The 15,673-nt window shown below is 70.3% G+C and carries 10 protein-coding genes; 6 read left to right on the top strand and 4 right to left on the bottom strand.

Features of this window, described 5'->3' with window-relative positions; translation table 11 throughout:
• Nucleotides 1–27 precede the first annotated feature (27 nt).
• The 4 genes from NFU04_RS05395 to NFU04_RS05380 all read right to left on the bottom strand — a co-directional run bounded on the left by NFU04_RS05395 (nt 28) and on the right by NFU04_RS05380 (nt 4,464).
• Complete coding sequence (locus NFU04_RS05395; protein ID WP_251308482.1) at nt 28–822, bottom strand: IclR family transcriptional regulator domain-containing protein; 795 nt, start codon at nt 820–822, stop codon at nt 28–30.
• Between the two features lie 95 nt (nt 823–917).
• Nucleotides 918–1,814 carry a 3-hydroxyisobutyrate dehydrogenase gene (gene mmsB / locus NFU04_RS05390; RefSeq protein ID WP_251308481.1) on the bottom strand — a complete coding sequence of 299 codons (897 nt, stop codon included), beginning with the start codon at nt 1,812–1,814 and terminating at the stop codon, nt 918–920.
• Nucleotides 1,815–2,033: 219 nt separating this feature from the next.
• A complete protein-coding gene (locus NFU04_RS05385; protein ID WP_251308480.1) occupies nt 2,034–3,506 on the bottom strand; it encodes a protein adenylyltransferase SelO in 1,473 nt (490 codons plus the stop codon).
• Nucleotides 3,507–3,591: 85 nt separating this feature from the next.
• Nucleotides 3,592–4,464, bottom strand: coding sequence for a LysR substrate-binding domain-containing protein (locus NFU04_RS05380; protein WP_251308479.1), 873 nt, complete (start codon nt 4,462–4,464; stop codon nt 3,592–3,594).
• A gap of 111 nt (nt 4,465–4,575) precedes the next feature.
• Between NFU04_RS05380 and NFU04_RS05375 the strand changes: the two genes are divergently transcribed.
• From NFU04_RS05375 to NFU04_RS05350, 6 genes are all read left to right on the top strand, one after another.
• Nucleotides 4,576–5,457, top strand: a complete 882-nt coding sequence (locus NFU04_RS05375) for a DMT family transporter (RefSeq protein WP_251308478.1) — start codon at nt 4,576–4,578, stop codon at nt 5,455–5,457.
• 554 nt (nt 5,458–6,011) lie between these two features.
• Nucleotides 6,012–7,715 carry a sodium:solute symporter family protein gene (locus NFU04_RS05370; protein ID WP_146800767.1) on the top strand — a complete coding sequence of 568 codons (1,704 nt, stop codon included), beginning with the start codon at nt 6,012–6,014 and terminating at the stop codon, nt 7,713–7,715.
• Between the two features lie 55 nt (nt 7,716–7,770).
• Nucleotides 7,771–7,899, top strand: coding sequence for a putative transporter small subunit (locus NFU04_RS05365; RefSeq protein WP_251308477.1), 129 nt, complete (start codon nt 7,771–7,773; stop codon nt 7,897–7,899).
• A gap of 131 nt (nt 7,900–8,030) precedes the next feature.
• Nucleotides 8,031–8,549, top strand: a complete 519-nt coding sequence (locus NFU04_RS05360; protein ID WP_251308476.1) for a methylated-DNA--[protein]-cysteine S-methyltransferase — start codon at nt 8,031–8,033, stop codon at nt 8,547–8,549.
• A 281-nt stretch (nt 8,550–8,830) separates the two neighbouring features.
• A complete protein-coding gene (recC, locus tag NFU04_RS05355; RefSeq protein WP_251308475.1) occupies nt 8,831–12,478 on the top strand; it encodes an exodeoxyribonuclease V subunit gamma in 3,648 nt (1,215 codons plus the stop codon).
• Nucleotides 12,475–15,673, top strand: a 3,199-nt coding sequence (locus NFU04_RS05350; RefSeq protein ID WP_251308474.1) for a UvrD-helicase domain-containing protein, incomplete at its 3' end; no start/stop codon positions are given. The genes recC and NFU04_RS05350, both read left to right, overlap by 4 nt.

Below are 15,673 nucleotides of genomic sequence, written 5' to 3'. Positions count from 1 at the left end.
CGCCTTCTTGGTGCTCGGAGTGCGGGCTTATTGATGCACAGCGTCGCGGATCCGCCGCGCCTTCTCTTGCAGCAAGGGCAGCAGCCGCTGGGTCAGGGTCTCGAGGTCGACCCGCGCGGCATTGGTGCTGACGTTGATGGCGCCGATCAGCTTGCCGCCGCCATCGAAGGCCGGCACCGCCAGGGAGCGCAGCCCCGGGTCCAGCTCCTGATCGACGATGGCGTAGCCCTGCTCGCGGGCCTGGTCGATACAGGCACGCAGCGTCGCCGGGTCGGTGACGCTGCGCTCGGTATGGGGTTCCAGGATCACCCGCGCCAGGTAGGCGTCGAGCTCGGCGGCCGGCAACTGGGCCAACAGCACCCGGCCCATGGAGGTGTAGGCCGCCGGCAGCCGGGTGCCCACCGAGAGGGTGATGGCCATCAGCCGATGGCGGGCCGCCGAGCGCGCCACATAGGTCACCTCATCGCCGTCCAGCACCCCCAGGGAGGAGGACTCGCCGCTCTCGGCGGTGATCTCCTCCAGGTACTGCTGGATCACGCCGCGGTAGTCATTGGCCGAGAGGAAGGCATAGCCCAGTTGCAGCACCTTCGGCGCCAGCTCGAAGCTGCGCCCCTGCTTGCGCACATAGCCCAGGGCATGCAGGGTCAGCAGGAAGCGCCGCGCCTTGGCGCGGTTCATGCCGGTGCGGGCGGCCACCTCGCTCAGGGTCATGTGCGGATGGCCCTCGTCGAAGGCCTGGATCACCTCGAGACCGCTGGCCAGGGCGGTGACGAAATCCCGATCGTCCGGGCTCAGGGGCGCTTCCTGGGGGGGGATCTCCATCTGCTGCTTGCCTCCGCCTGGGGCTACCATCGAAGGCCCTACTCTAGCACGGCGGGGCGAACAAATGTTCGCCCCGCCGTGTTCTGCCCGAAGCCTCAGTCGTCGTTATGGCGATAGAGCTTGAGGATGCTGGAGAAGTCCAGCTCGCCGTGCTCCTTGGCATGCAGGGCGAAGAGGTTGCGGGCCTGGGAGCCCATGGGCACCGCCGAGCGGGAACCCAGCGCCAGCTCCCAGGCCAGCCCCAGGTCCTTGGCCATCAGGTTGGTGAGGAAGCCGCCCTGATAGCCCCGGGAGGCCGCCGCGTTCTCCATGACTCCGGGCCAGGGGTTATAGCCGTTGAGCACCCAGTTGCCGCCGCTGCTCTGGCGCATGATCTCGGAGAGCACCGCCGGGTCGAGGCCGTTCTCCACCCCCAGGGCCAGGGCCTCGGCGGTGCCGCTCATCAAGATGCCCAGCAGCATATTGTTGCAGATCTTGGCCACCTGGCCGGCCCCCACGGCGCCGGCATGGAAGATGTTCTTGCCCATGCCCTCCAGCACCGGCCGCGCCTTGGCGAAGCCCGCCTCGCTGCCGCCGACGATAAAGGTCAGGGTCCCGGCCTTGGCGCCCCCCACCCCGCCGGAGACCGGCGCGTCCAGGTAGTCCAGGCCGCGCTCGGCGGCGGCCGCCGCCACCTCCCGGGCATCCTCCGGGGCGATGGTGGAGGCATCGATGATCAGGGTCTCGGCGTCGAGGCTCGCCAACAGCCCCGGCGCCCCGTCGCGGCCCAGGTAGAGCCCCTTCACATGAGCCCCGGCGGGCAGCATCGAGATCACCACCGCGGCGCCCTCGACCGCCGCCGCGGCGCTCGCGGCGACGCCGGCCCCGGCCTCGCCCAGGGCGCGCATCGCCTCGGCCGAGAGATCGAAGACATGCAGGTCGTGGCCGGCGGCGACCAGGTTGGTGGCCATGGGGGCGCCCATGTTGCCCAGGCCGATAAAGGCGATTCGCATCGGATGCACTCCTCGACAGCTTGTCATGGTGAACGCCCCCGGCCCCTCGAAGGGCCCTGATCCGGGACGGTCGTGATGTTATCGAGTGTAGATAGGCGAACGCGGCGCGAACAACGCCCAATAAGGCAAGGCGCTTGTGCATTGCTGCACAAGCGCCTCGTCGTGTCGGGATCGCTTTATCAGGAGATAAGCAACGCCTGCGGCCCTGCCGCGAGCCCCTCAGGTGCCGCAGAAGGTGCGGAAGACCCGTGCGCTGGGCGGCGCCGGCCGGGCGTAGTCGTCGCGGCCGGGCTGCTCGGTAAAGGGCTCGGCGAGCACCTCGCCCAGGGACTCGAAGGGGCCGAAATCGTCGTCTTCCACGGCGGCGGCGATCATCGCCTCCACCTGGTGGTTGCGGGGAATATAGAGTGGGTTCACCGCCCTGATCCGCGCAGCGATGGTGGACGAATCGACGCCCTCCCGGGTGAGGCGCTCGCGCCAGCGGGGTAGCCACTCCCGCAACGCCGCGTCGCTCTCGAACAGTTCGAGCAGCGCCGGGGCATCCGCCTCGAGCGCCTCGGCAAGATAGCGGAAGCTCAGGGTGAAATCGGCACGGCCGGCGTGCATCGCCTCGAGCAGGGCCTCGACCAGTGCCCGGTCGTCCTCCTCATCGGTCGCCAACCCCAGCTTGGCGCGGAATACCGCCAGCCATTCGGCCTCGTAGGCCGGTTCGAAGGCCTGGATCAGCTCGGTGGCCCGGGCGATGCCGCGCTCCTGGTCGGCATCGATCAGCGGCAGCAGGGTCTCGGCCAGCCGCGCCAGGTTCCACTGGGCGATCCACGGCTGGTTGCGATAGGCGTAGCGGCCGCCGTCATCGATGGAGCTGAACACGGTGCGCGGGTCATAGGCCTCCATAAAGGCGCAGGGGCCGTAGTCGATGGTCTCGCCGGCCACCGAGCAGTTGTCGGTGTTCATCACCCCGTGGATAAAGCCGAGGCCCATCCATTGAGCCACCAGGCGGATCTGCCGGGCCTGGACCGCCGCCACCAGGGCCAGGTAGCGATCGTCTTCCTCCAGCTCGCGCAGGTTCGGATAGTGGCGCTCGATCGCCAGGTCGGCGAGGGTCTTCACCGCTTCCCGGTCGCCCCGGGCGGCGAAGTACTGGAAGGTCCCCACGCGGATATGGCTCGACGCCACCCGGGTCAGGATGGCGCCGGGCTCGGGCACGCCGCGGAACACCCGCTCGCCGCTGGTGACCGCGGCCAGGGCCCGGGTGGTGGGCACGCCGAGGCGGTGCATGGCCTCGCTGATCAGGTACTCCCGCAACACCGGTCCCAGCGGCGCGCGGCCGTCGCCGCCTCGCGAAAAGGGCGTGCGCCCGGCGCCCTTGAGCTGGATATCCCTGAGCCGCCCGTCCCGGTCGGTGACCTCCCCCAGCAACACCGCCCGGCCGTCGCCGAGGCGCGGGTTGAAGCCGCCGAACTGGTGACCGGCATAGGCCTGGGCGAGGGGGTCGGCGCCGGCGGGCACTTCATTGCCGGAGAACCAGGCGGTGGCCTGGGCCTCGTCGAAGGCGGTCACATCGAAGCCCAGTGCCTCGGCCAGTGGCCGATTGAAGGCCAGCAGGCGCGGCGCCGCCACCGGGTCGGGGGTGAAGCGCTCATAGAAGTGTGCCGGCAGACGGGCATAGCACAGGGTGAAGTCGGGAAACATGACGGGCTCCGCAATCGGACGATGGCGCTTACTCTACGGATGACCGCGAAGGCTGGCCACCATTCCCCGCCGCCCCCTCGATTCGTCAGCTCCCTTCGCTGCCTGGCGAAAGCTGCTCGCGGATCAGCTCGGCCAGGCGCCGGGCGGGCTCCGTGGGGCGGTGCGGGGGCCGGTGCAGGGCCAGCTCCACGGCGGGCAGGGGCGGCAGGCCGCTGCTGGCTTCCAGCACCCGCAGCTCCGGCGTCAGCATGCTCTGGGTCACCACCACGATGGCCAGGCCCGCCTGTACTACCGGGGTCAGGCCGGCCATGGACTGGCTGGTATAGGCGAGGCACCAGTCGCGGCCAGCGGCGGCCAGTACCTGCTCGGCCACCTCGCGGAACAGGTCCGCCCCCGGCGAGTAGAGGGCCAGCGGCAGGGGGTCCAGCAGCGATGGTTGCCGCCGGCTGCCTACCGCCCAGGCCAGGGGCTCGCGGCGGATCACTTCACCTCCCGGCGAGTGGCGCTGGCGCGTCACCAGGGCCAGGTCCAGCTCGCCCTGGCGCACCCGCCCCACCAGGTCGGCGCTGGTCGCGCAGACCACCTGCAGACGCACCTCGGGATAGAGCTGATGAAAGTAGGCGAACACCGAGGTCAACAGGGAGGCATAGTCCTCGGGAATCCCCAGCGTCAGCTCCCCCACCACCCGGCGGGTGCGCATATCGGTCAGCGCCTCGTCGTTGAGGGCCAGCAGGCGGCGGGCATGGCCCAGCAGCCGCTGGCCCTCGGCGGTAAAGCGGATGCACCGTCCCTCCCGCTCGTGGAGCGCCACGCCGAGGGCCTCCTCCAGGCGCCGTAACTGCATGCTGACGGTGGACTGGGTATAGGCCAGGCGCCGGGCGGCGGCGGTCACGCTACCGGTGTCGGCCACCGCCACCAGGGTCCGCAGCAGGCTCAGATCGAGGGTCTCGGCACGCATCAATACATCACCAACCTTGATGAATTGGATCAAAAAAGATCGATATTATGATGAGTATGGAGCGGATAGGCTGCCCTCGTCATCCTCGGCAGCCTCCCAGGAGCCCCGACCATGCAGACAGCGACTCCCGCGCCCCATCACTCGACCTGGCAGGGTCCCGCCGCCGCCGGCCTGGCGGTGCTGCTCTGGGCCCTGGTCCCGCTGCTGGCCGGCCTCGCCGAGACGCTGCCGCCACTGCGTCTGGCCTGCCTGTTGCTGCTGGGGGGCGCCCTGGCCACCCTGCCGATGGCCCGGGGGCGGCCCCGGACCCCATCCCTCACCGGCGCATCCTGGTGGCTGGTGTATCTCGGCATGCCACTGCTGATCGTCGGCGCGGTGAGCGCTTGCCTCGCGGCGCTGCGCCTGGCCCCGGTGGCCGAGGCGGCGCTGATCACCTACACCTGGCCGCTGCTCTTCCTGCTGGCCGGTGAGTGGTTGACCCGGCGACGCCTGCGCCCGGCGACCCTGGGCGGGAGTGCCCTGGCCTTCGCCGGCCCCGTCCTGCTGGTGGCCCCCGAGGCCCTGGCCGGGGGCCTCTCCGGGGCCTGGGGCGGCTATTTGCTGGCCCTGCTGACGGCGCTGTGCTGGGCGCTCTACTCTTTGGCCTGTGGCCATCCCGGGCTCGGCCTACGCCGCCGCCTGCCCCGGCTGCTGCTGATCGCCAGCCTGCTCACCGGCGCCGCCAGCCTGGCCCTCGAAGGACGGATCGCCCCGCCGGATACCCGGGCCCTGCTGGCCGCCGCCGCCCTGGGCCTGGGCCCCTATGGCCTGGCCATGCTGGCCTGGGAGCATGCCCTCCAGGATCCCCGGGGCCGGCGCCTGGGCCACCTGGCCCATGGGGTGCCGGTACTGGCCACGCTCTTCCTGGTGATGGCGGGCATGACCACGGCGGACTGGCGCCTGCCGCTGGCGGCGATGCTGGTGATGGCCGGCAGCCTCGCCGCCAACCGCTGAACGCGTTTCACGACACTGGGCGACATTCCCCTCCCAATCTCGACCGATTGGACATTTTACCGCGAGCTCAGTAGGGTATGGCCCCTCGGGATCACCAACAAGGCTCACAATCGATCCCATGCGGCCCCATCCGCGGGCCCCTGGTCTTGCCTCACCGCAGACTGGATCACCGTACCTTCGACTGACCGTCGACGACGCCATCGAGAGAGAAGGAATCCATGTCGCGCCACTATGCCGATGAGGGCCGGTGCATGCCGCGCCGCCCGCCACCCAGCCTCCCCTTCCCGGGGTAACGCCTTCTCCAGGGCGCCAACTGCCGTGCTAGCTCGCTAGGCCAGGTCCAAAAACTGCCTGCGCCGCGGTATCGCTCTGCCGATCGCCCTCCGAACCGGCCGTCCGAACCGGCCGTCCGAACCGGCCGTCCGAACCGGCCGTCCGTACCCGGCCGTTGATGCCCGCCCGAGGCGTGCCCCGTCATGACATCACCGCGATAGGCGTGTCGATTCGCTCGACACGCCCCGATCGCCTCCGTTTCATCGACCGAGGGACTGCCCTTGAACAGCGAATCGCTTTATCAATTCTCGACCCCGACCGTAATCCTGCTGCTGCTGGCCTTCTACGGCGGCACCTACCTGCTGACCCTCGGCATCCGCAAGAAACACGAGGATGCCGATGCCTTTATGGTCTCCAATCACCGGGTCGGCTTCGGTATCGGCGCCGCCAGCATGACCGCCACCTGGATCTGGGCCGCCTCCTTCTACGCCGCCGCCACCTCCGGCTATACCTATGGCGTCTCGGGCCCTATCCACTACGGCCTGTGGGGCGCGCTGATGATCCTCTTCATCTACCCCTTCGGCCGGCGCTTCCGTAAGCTCGCGCCCAATGCCCACACCCTGGGCGAGCTGATCCATGCTCGCCACGGCAGCTCCAGCCAGCTGATCCTGGCGCTCTCCAACGTGCTGGGCAGCGTGATCAGCCTGATGGTCAACTTCACCGCCGCCGGCGCCCTGGTCTCGGTGCTCTCGCCGCTCTCCTTCCAGGCCGGGGTGATCATCGCCGGCGTCGGCGTACTGCTCTATACCCTGTGGTCGGGCTTCCGCGCCTCGGTGCTGACCGACTTCGCCCAGCTGGTGGCACTGATGGCCATCGCCGTGGTGATCATTCCCGCGGTCTTCTTCGCCATGGGCGGGCCCACCGAGCTGGTCGCCGGCCTCGACAACCTGACGCCCGAGCAGGCCGACTTCTTCTCCATGGACGCCATCCTCAACCAGGGCGCACCCTTCTTCGTCGCCGTGCTGGCCTACGCCATCGGCAACCAGACCATCTCCCAGCGCCTGTTCGCGGTGAACGAGGAGCACATCAAGCCGACCTTCCTCACCGCCACCGTCGGCTACGGGGCCATCGTCATCGGCCTCGGCATGATCGGCCTGATGGCCCTGACCCTGGGCGTCGAGCCCATGAACGGCGACATGAACAACCTGATTCCACAGATGGTCTCCGGCTACCTGCCGCCGCTGTTTATCGCCCTGTTCTTTATCCTGGTGATCGGCTCGCTCTCCTCCACCGCCGATTCCGACCTCTCGGCGCTGTCGGCGATCATGATGGCCGACGTCTACGGCAAGAACATCGCCCGCGGCCAGGCCGACCCCAAGCGCATGCTGCTGGTGGGGCGCCTGACCATGATCCTCGCCACCATGGTGGGCATCGTCTTCGCCAGCTTCTCGCTGGATATCCTGGTGATGCTGGTCTTCGTCGGCGCACTGTGGGGCGCCATCGTCTTCCCGGTGATCGCCAGCTGTTTCTGGCGTCGGGTCACCAACCAGGCCTTCACCACCTCGGTGCTGGTGGCCATGGTGCTGTTCTGCGCGGCGCGTTTCGAGCTGCTCCCGCTGAGCGGCGCTAGCGGCCTCTTCTTCGAGCTGCTCGCCAGCATCGGCGGTGGCGTGATCATCGGCCTGATGGTGTTCGGCTTCCTCGGCCGCACCGCGGGGTTTGTCGCCGGCGCCCTGGCGCTGGTCGCCATGCTGCTCTTCGCCACCGGTTTCCTGCGCGACTACACGGTGCTGCTGGCCTCGCTGACCGCCTATGGCGCCAGCACCCTGGTCTGCGTGGTGATGAGCCTGCTGAGTCGTCAGCCGGACTTCGATTTCGCCACCATCCGCGAGCGGGTCGGCGACTACGAGGCCACCCATGACGCCTCGCCCGCCGAGGAAGACGACGCCCTCCCCGCCGCTACCCGCCTGGCCGGCCAGCGCTGAGCGATCCCATGATGTCGCGGTGCCACCTGTCGGCACCGCTTAGAGGAGAGAAATGATGACTACACTCTTTGGCTTCTACGTATTGATCTGGCCCGCCCTGACCCTGGGCGTGCTGGTCCTGATCTGCCGCGCCGTGCTGCGCGACCGCCGCGAGGCGCGCCGCGAGCAACGCGAGCTGGTCTGATCGCCCCCACCGGCCCTGATCCTTCAGGGCCGATTCCGCTCAGCGTTCCCCGGTACAGGGCGTACACTGGGGGCAGGTTTCGCCGAGGATGCCCCTCCCACTCTGGTATCAGGACCCACGGAGCCCCGCCCATGACCGCCAAGGCCTCTCTCGCAACAACGCTCGCCACGACCCTGGACTACTACCGCCCTCCCGCCGCCGATGCCCTGGGGCTGATCCGCATCCGCGCCGATGCCACCGGCATCACCGAGATCGGCTTCACCCTGGACGAGGACGCCCCGGCCTGCCCCGGGGAGCTGACCGAGCGGGCTAGGGCCCAGCTCGAGGAGTACTTCTCCGGCAGCCGCCGGGCCTTCGACCTGCCGCTGGCCCCCCAAGGCACCGACTTCCAGCGCCGGGTCTGGGCGGCGCTGGCCACCATTCCCTTCGGCGAGACCCGCTGCTACGCGGAGATCGCCGAGCAGCTGCGCTGCAAGGGCGGCCAGCGCGCCGTGGGTGCCGCCAATGGCCGGAACCCCATCGCCATCGTGGTGCCCTGCCACCGGGTGATCGGCAGCGACGGCCGCCTCACCGGCTATGCCGGCGGCCTGGGGCGCAAGCAGTGGCTGCTGGCCCATGAGGCCGGCGAAGTGCCTTTCCGGCTCGAATGAGCCCATGGGCGACGGCCGACTAGCCAGGACAGCAGTGGCCGCTGGCCCATGAGGCCGGCGAAGTGCCTTTCCGGCTCGAGTGAGCCCATGGGCGACGGCCGACTAGCCAGGACAGCAGTGGCCGCTGGCCCATGAGACCGGCGAAGTGCCTTTTATGCTGGACTAAGCCATCACCCGCCGGACGCGGCGACCGCTGCCGCCTTGGCATGCTTCAGCCCCTGCGCCTTGCCGCTCCACTGTGGCACCATAAGTCCCCCCGGCCCATCGCGAAGGAAGCGCCCATGTCCCCGGCCGTCGCCACGACCGCCCTCTCCCCCGGCTTTATGGTGATCCACGGCAACCGCCTGGAGGCCCTGCGCCACCTGGCGGTGGAGTGGATGACCCGTCACCCCCTCGGCCCGCTGGAGAACGAGACCATCCTGGTGCAGAGCAACGGCATCGGTCAGTGGCTCAAGCTGGCCTTGGCTGAAGATCCGGCCGAGGACGCCCCCCAGGGCGGCGCCGGCATCGCCGCGGCACTGGACGTGACCCTGCCGGCGCGCTTCCTGTGGCAGGCCTATCGCAGCGTGCTGAACCATGTCAGCGGCGACGAGAATGCGGTGCCCGCCACCTCGCCGCTGGACAAGTCGCGGCTGGTGTGGCGGCTGCTGCGCCTCTTGCCGGGGCTGCTGGACAAGCCCAGTTTCGCACCCCTGGCACGTTTCCTGGCCGACGACTCCGACCTGCGCAAGCATCACCAGTTGGCCGAGCGGCTGGCCGACCTCTTCGACCAGTACCAGGTCTACCGGGCCGACTGGCTGGACGCCTGGGCGGCGGGGCAGGACGTGCGCATCTCGGCCCGCGGCGAGGCGCGCCCCCTGGAGGAGGCCCAGCGCTGGCAGCCGGAGCTGTGGCGGGCGCTGTGCGCCGACGTGGCGGCCGCCCATGGCAGCGCCGGCATCGACTCCAGCCGCGCCCGGGTGCATCGGCGCTTTCTCGCCGCCGCCGAGTCGCTGACTCCCAACCATCGCCCCCCCGGGCTGCCGCGCCGGGTAGTGGTCTTCGGCATCTCCTCCTTGCCCCAGCAGACCCTGGAGGCCCTGGCCGCCATCGCCCGGGTCAGCCAGGTGCTGCTCTGCGTGCACAACCCCTGCGAGCACTACTGGGCCGATATCATCGAGCACAAGGAGCTGCTGCGGGCGGCGCGAAGGCGCCAGGCACGCAAGCCGGGCATGCCGGAGCGCCTCGACGTGCTCGGCGATGGCGACGGCGAGGCCGCCCTGCACCTGCACGCCCAGCCGTTGCTGGCGGCCTGGGGCAAGCAGGGCCGCGACTACCTGCGCCTGCTCGACGAGCACGATGACGCCGGCAGTTATCAAGGGCTCTTCGAGGGCGAGGCGCTGCGCATCGACCTCTTCGAGCCCTGCGTGCCGGACGATTCGCCGGGCCTGCTGCTGCAGCAACTGCAGGACGATATCCGCGCCCTGCGCCCGCTGGCCGAGAGCCGCGACACCTGGCCGGCACTGGACCCGGCCGCGGACGACTCCCTGGTCTTCCACGTCGCCCATGGTCCCCAACGGGAGGTGGAGATCCTCCACGACCAGCTACTGGCCGCCTTCGCCGCCGACCCCGGGCTCAGGCCCCGGGACATCATCGTGATGGTGCCGGAGATCGACCACTACGCCCCGCATATCCAGGCGGTCTTTGGTCAATATCCGCCGGACGACCCGCGGCATATCCCCTTCACCCTCTCCGACCAGGCCGACCGCCACCGCCTGCCGCTGATGGTGGCCCTGGAGAAGCTGCTGCGCCTGCCGGAGCTGCGCTTCTCGGTGAGCGACCTCCTCGACCTGCTGGAGGTGCCGGCGCTGCGGGCCCGCTTCGGCCTCGACGAGGCGGACCTGCCGACGCTGGCCCGCTGGATCGAGGGCGCCGGCATCCGCTGGGGACTCGACGCCCGCCAGCGCGGCAGCCTCGACCTGCCCGAGGGCCTGACCCAGAACACCTGGGCCTTCGGCCTGCGCCGGCTGCTGCTCGGCTATGCGGTGGGCAACGGCGGCGGCGCCTGGCAGGGCATCGAGCCCTACGACGATATCGGCGGCCTGGAGGCGGGCCTCGCCGGCCCCTTGGCGCAGTTGCTGGAGACCCTGGAGGCCCAGTGGCAGCGGCTGCGCCGGGCCCAGGACGCGGATGCCTGGGTGGCGGTGCTGCGCGAGCTGCTGGAGGCCTGCTTCTCGGCCTCCGAGGCCGCCGATAGCCTGATGCTGGCGCGCCTGGAGCAGGGCCTGCAGACCTTCCAGGAGAGCGCCCGGGAGGCGGGGCTGACCCGGGAACTGCCGCTCTCGGTGGTGCGCGAGCACTGGCTGGGACAGATCGACGAGCACAGCCTCTCCCAGCGCTTCCTGGCCGGGGCGGTCAACTTCGCCACCCTGATGCCGATGCGCGCCATCCCCTTCCAGCGGGTGTGTCTCTTGGGCATGAACGACGGCGACTACCCGCGCAGCCAGCCGCCGCTGGATATCGACCTGATGCACGGCGACTACCGCCCCGGCGACCGCTCGCGCCGCGAGGACGACCGCTACCTCTTCCTCGAGGCGCTGCTCTCGGCGCGGCGCCAGCTCTATATCAGCTGGGTGGGGCGCAGCATCGTCGACAACGCCGAGAAGCCCCCCTCGGTGCTGGTGGGCCAACTGCGCGACCACCTGGCCGCGGGTTGGCAGACCGAGCACGGCGACGACCCGCTCGCCGCCCTGACCACCGAGCATCCGCTGCAGCCCTTCAGCCGCGACTACTTCCCCACCCCGGCGCAGCAGGCGGCCCGGGACACCTCGGCCCGGCGCCTGTTCACCTATGCCCATGAATGGCGGGATATACATAACGAGTTGATCCAGGGTGAAGTGACGGGAGCCCTGGGCGACTTCGCGCAGGAGAACCCTCTGACGCTGGCCCAACTCGGCAGTTTCCTGCGCGACCCGGCCAAGGCCTTCTTCAATACCCGGTTGCGGGTCTTCCTGGAGCGGGAGGAACTGACCCGCCTCGACCAGGAGCCCTTCGCCCTCGACGGCCTGACTCACTGGCAGTTGCAGGACGCCCTGATCCAGGCCCAGCGCCGCGCCGTGGATGCCGGCCAGCCGCGCATCGCGGCGCTGGACGAGGCCCTGCAACGTCTGGAGGGCCAGGGGGTGCTGGCCATGGGTGCCTTCGCCGAGCGCATGCGCGAGAGCCTCACCGAGCCCATGGAGGCGCTGTTCGCCGAATACGCCGAGCTGATCGACGCCTGGCCCTACCCGGTGGAGGAGCCCGAGCCGGTGCGCCTGGCGCTGCCCACCCGCACCACCCCGCCCCTGGAGGACTGGCTCGATCAGTTGCGCACGAACGAGGCCGGCGAGCGCTGCCGCCTGCTGCTGACCAGCAGCAGCCTGATCAAGCAGAAGAAGTACCGCTGGGCCCAGCTCGTGCGCCCCTGGGTGGCCCATCTGGCCGGCAACCTGGCGGCGCCCCTGACCACCCGGCTGCTCTCCAAGGCCGGCAGCGTGACGTTGCCGCCCGTGGAGGCCACGGTTGCCCGGCAACGCCTCGCCGAGCTGATCGACGCCTGGCAGGCGGGCATGCGCGAGCCCCTGCCGCTGGCCTGTGATACCACCTTCGCCTGGCTGGCCAAGGTCGACCGGCACGACGGCTCGGCCACCAACAACGGCCCCGACAGCGATGCCTGGCAGCAGGCGAAGAAGGCCTACGAGGGCGACGCCTTCAGCGCCGGCGAAGTGGACCGCAACGCCTACCTCGCCCACCGCTGGCCCGACTTCGCCGCCCTGATGGCCGCCGCCCCGGTCGATAAGGAGGCGCGGCTCGGCGGCGCCAGGCTGGATTTCCCCACACTGGCCGAGCGGCTGCTGGCCCCGCTCTATCTCGCCATCAAAGGGGATAAAGAGAAAGGAGACGGGAAATGAGCGACCCCCAGCCCATTGAGCTGAATGCCCTGACCTTTCCGCTCCACGGCAGCCGGCTGATCGAGGCCAGCGCCGGCACCGGCAAGACCTTTACCATCGCCCTGCTCTATGTGCGCCTGGTGCTGGGCGCCCGTCACGCCGAAGACGAGGCCGCCTTTCCCCGCGCCCTGACCCCGCCGGAGATCCTGGTGGTGACCTTTACCAACGCCGCCACCCAGGAGCTGCGCGAGCGGATTCGCGCGCGGCTGGTCGAGGCCGCCGAGGTCTTTCAAGCGGGTCCGTCGGATGCGGCCCCCGAGCTCGATCCGCTGCTGCTGGCCCTGCGCGACCAGTACGACCCGGCGGCCTGGCCCGCCTGCGCCCGGCGCCTGCAACTGGCCGCCGAGTGGATGGACGAGGCCGCCGTCTCCACCATCCATAGCTGGTGCTACCGCATGCTGCGCGAGCACGCCTTCGACAGCGGCAGCCTCTTCTCCCTGGAGCTGACCACCGACCAGGGCGAGCTCGAGCAGGAGGTGGTGCGCGACTACTGGCGAAGCTTCTACTACCCGCTGGACGCCGAGGCCCTGGCCGAGATCACCCGCTACTGGGAGGCCCCCACCGAGGGTCGCGCCTCCCTCTACGCCGCCGTGCGCCCGCTGCTGCCCGAAAGCGACGCCCTCGACCACCAGGCCCCGCCCCCCGCCGAGACCCTGGCCGCGGCCCGGGCGGAGCGCGAGGCGCGCCTCGCCGAGCTCAAGGCGCCGTGGCGCGCCTGGCTGGACGAGCTGGGCCCTGCCCTGGAAGAGGCCGCCAAGCGCAAGGCCTTCAAGGGCCAGAGCTTCAATGCCAGGAGCCGCGCCACCTGGCTAGGGGCCCTGCGCGACTGGTGCGAGGGCGAGGCGAGCCGCCCGGCGCTGACCCCCGCCGCCTGGAAGCGCCTGACCCCGGAGGGCATGGCGGAGATCTGGAAGGAGGGCACGCCCCCGCTGCCGGCGGCCTGGGAGGCCCTGGCCGAGCTGCCCGCGGCCCTGGACGCCCTGCCCGAGCCCCATGCCGACCTGTTGATACATGCCGTGCGGTGGTGCCGGGCGCGGCTGGCCCGCGAGCAGGAGCGCCGCGCCGAGATGGGCCCCAACGACCTGCTGACCCATCTCGACCGAGCCCTCGCCCGGGCTCACTCAGACCCGAGCGCCGAGGCCCTGGCCGAGCATATTCGCCAGCAGTTCCCGGTGGCCCTGGTGGACGAGTTCCAGGACACCGACCCGGTGCAGTACCGCATCTTCGACCGGGTCTACCGCCTGGCCGAGAATGCGCCGGAGACCGGCGTCTTCCTGATCGGCGACCCCAAGCAGGCGATCTACGCCTTCCGCGGCGCCGATATCTACACCTACCTCCAGGCCCGCCGCGACACCGCCGGCCGCCACGTCACCCTGGGCACCAACTACCGCTCCGGCACCGCCATGGTGGCCGCGGTCAATCGCTGCTTCGCCTTCGCCGAGGCCCACCCCGCCGGGGCCTTCCTGTTCAAGGAGGCGAGCGTCAATCCGCTGCCCTTTACCGCGGTCAAGGCGAAAGGTCGGAAAGACACTTTGGTGGTCGATGGCCGGCCCCAGCCGGCCATGACCCTCTGGCAGTTGGACAGCGACGAGCCCCTCGGCAAGGGCGCCTATCTGGGCGAGATGGCCGAGCGCTGCGCCTCACAGATGGTCGCCCTGCTGGAGCGGGGCCGGCGCGGCGCGGCGGGCTTCGACGACGGCGAGCATCTTGCGCCGCTGGCCCCCTCGGACATGGCGGTGCTGGTCAACGGCATCAATGAGGCCCGGGAGATCCGCCGCGCCCTGGCCCGCCGCGGGGTCAAGAGCGTCTACCTCTCCGACAAGGACAAGGTGTTCGCCTCGCCCATGGCCGGGGAGCTCGAGGCCTGGCTGCGCGCCTGCGCCGACCCGGACGATGAGCGCCTGCTGCGCGCCGCCCTGGCCACCCCCGGCCTGGGCCTGGATCTCGCCGCCCTCGACCGCTTGCACCAGGACGAGCTGGCCTGGGAATCCCGGGTGCTGCAGTTCCGCGACTACCGCCGCCTCTGGCAGCGCCAGGGGGTGCTGCCGCTGCTGCGCCGGCTGATGAACGACTTCGAGGTGCCCGGCCGGCTGCTGGCTAAACAGCCCGCCAACGAATCGTCGAACGGAATGAAGCACAAGGCGCCAGGCGCGCAGGAAGCGAGACATAACGAGGGGTTAGGCGAGCTGGCGAGCACCGAGCAACGCAGTGATTCGTCCGTGCAGACATTCGTCGAGGGTGAGCGCTGGCTTACCGACCTGCTGCATCTCGGCGAGCTACTGCAGCACGCCAGCCAGGAGCTGGACGGCGAGCATGCGCTGATCCGCTTTTTGGCCGAGGCCATCGCCGAGCCAGACGACCAGGGCGAGGCCCATAAGCTGCGACTGGAGAGCGACGCCGACCTGGTGCAGGTGATCACCATCCACAAGTCCAAGGGCCTGGAGTATCCGCTGGTGTTCCTGCCCTTTATCGGCAACCACCGCGCCACCAAGGCCGACGACTCGCCGCTGCGCTGGCACGATGCCGAGGGCCGGCTGCGCCTGAGCCTTTCCGCCGACGAGGCGACGCTCGCCATCGCCGACCGGGAGCGCCTGGGCGAGGACCTGCGCAAGCTCTATGTGGCCCTGACCCGGGCCCGCCACGCCACCTGGCTGGGGGTCGCGCCCCTCAAGGGGTTGGAGGCCAGCGCCCTGGGCCAGTTGCTAAGCAATGGCGAGGCGCTGACCCCGGAGAACCTCGGCGCGGCCCTGGCCGCCCTCAAGGGCGACGAAACCGCCATCGTCATCGAGCCGGCGCCGCCGGCCACCGCCGAGTGCGTTACCCCGGCCCAAGGCGAAGGCGAGCTGGGCGAGGCGCGCGTGCCCGCGCGCCCGGCCCGGGAGCACTGGTGGATCGCCAGCTACTCGGCGCTGCGCACCGGCGCCGCCATCCTCGAGCCCGGCCCCGCCCCGGCGCAGGCAGGCGCCCCAGTAAGCACTGACTTACCGCCTAACGCCGATGAAACGGCGCCTTTTCCCGAGCCCACCACGCCCCTGGAGGCCACCGCCTTCGAGGTGATGGACGAGCCCCGCGACGCCGCCGCGACCCAGCCCCCCCAGGCCCATCGCCTGCACCGCTTCCCCCGCGGCCCCGGCCCCGGCACCTTCCTGCATGGCC

It is taken from the genome of Halomonas sp. NCCP-2165, from assembly GCF_023708045.1.
Classification (GTDB): domain Bacteria; phylum Pseudomonadota; class Gammaproteobacteria; order Pseudomonadales; family Halomonadaceae; genus Bisbaumannia; species Bisbaumannia pacifica.
The sequence above is the reverse complement of the archived record's forward strand: the minus strand, read 5'-3'. Positions and strand labels throughout refer to the sequence as shown.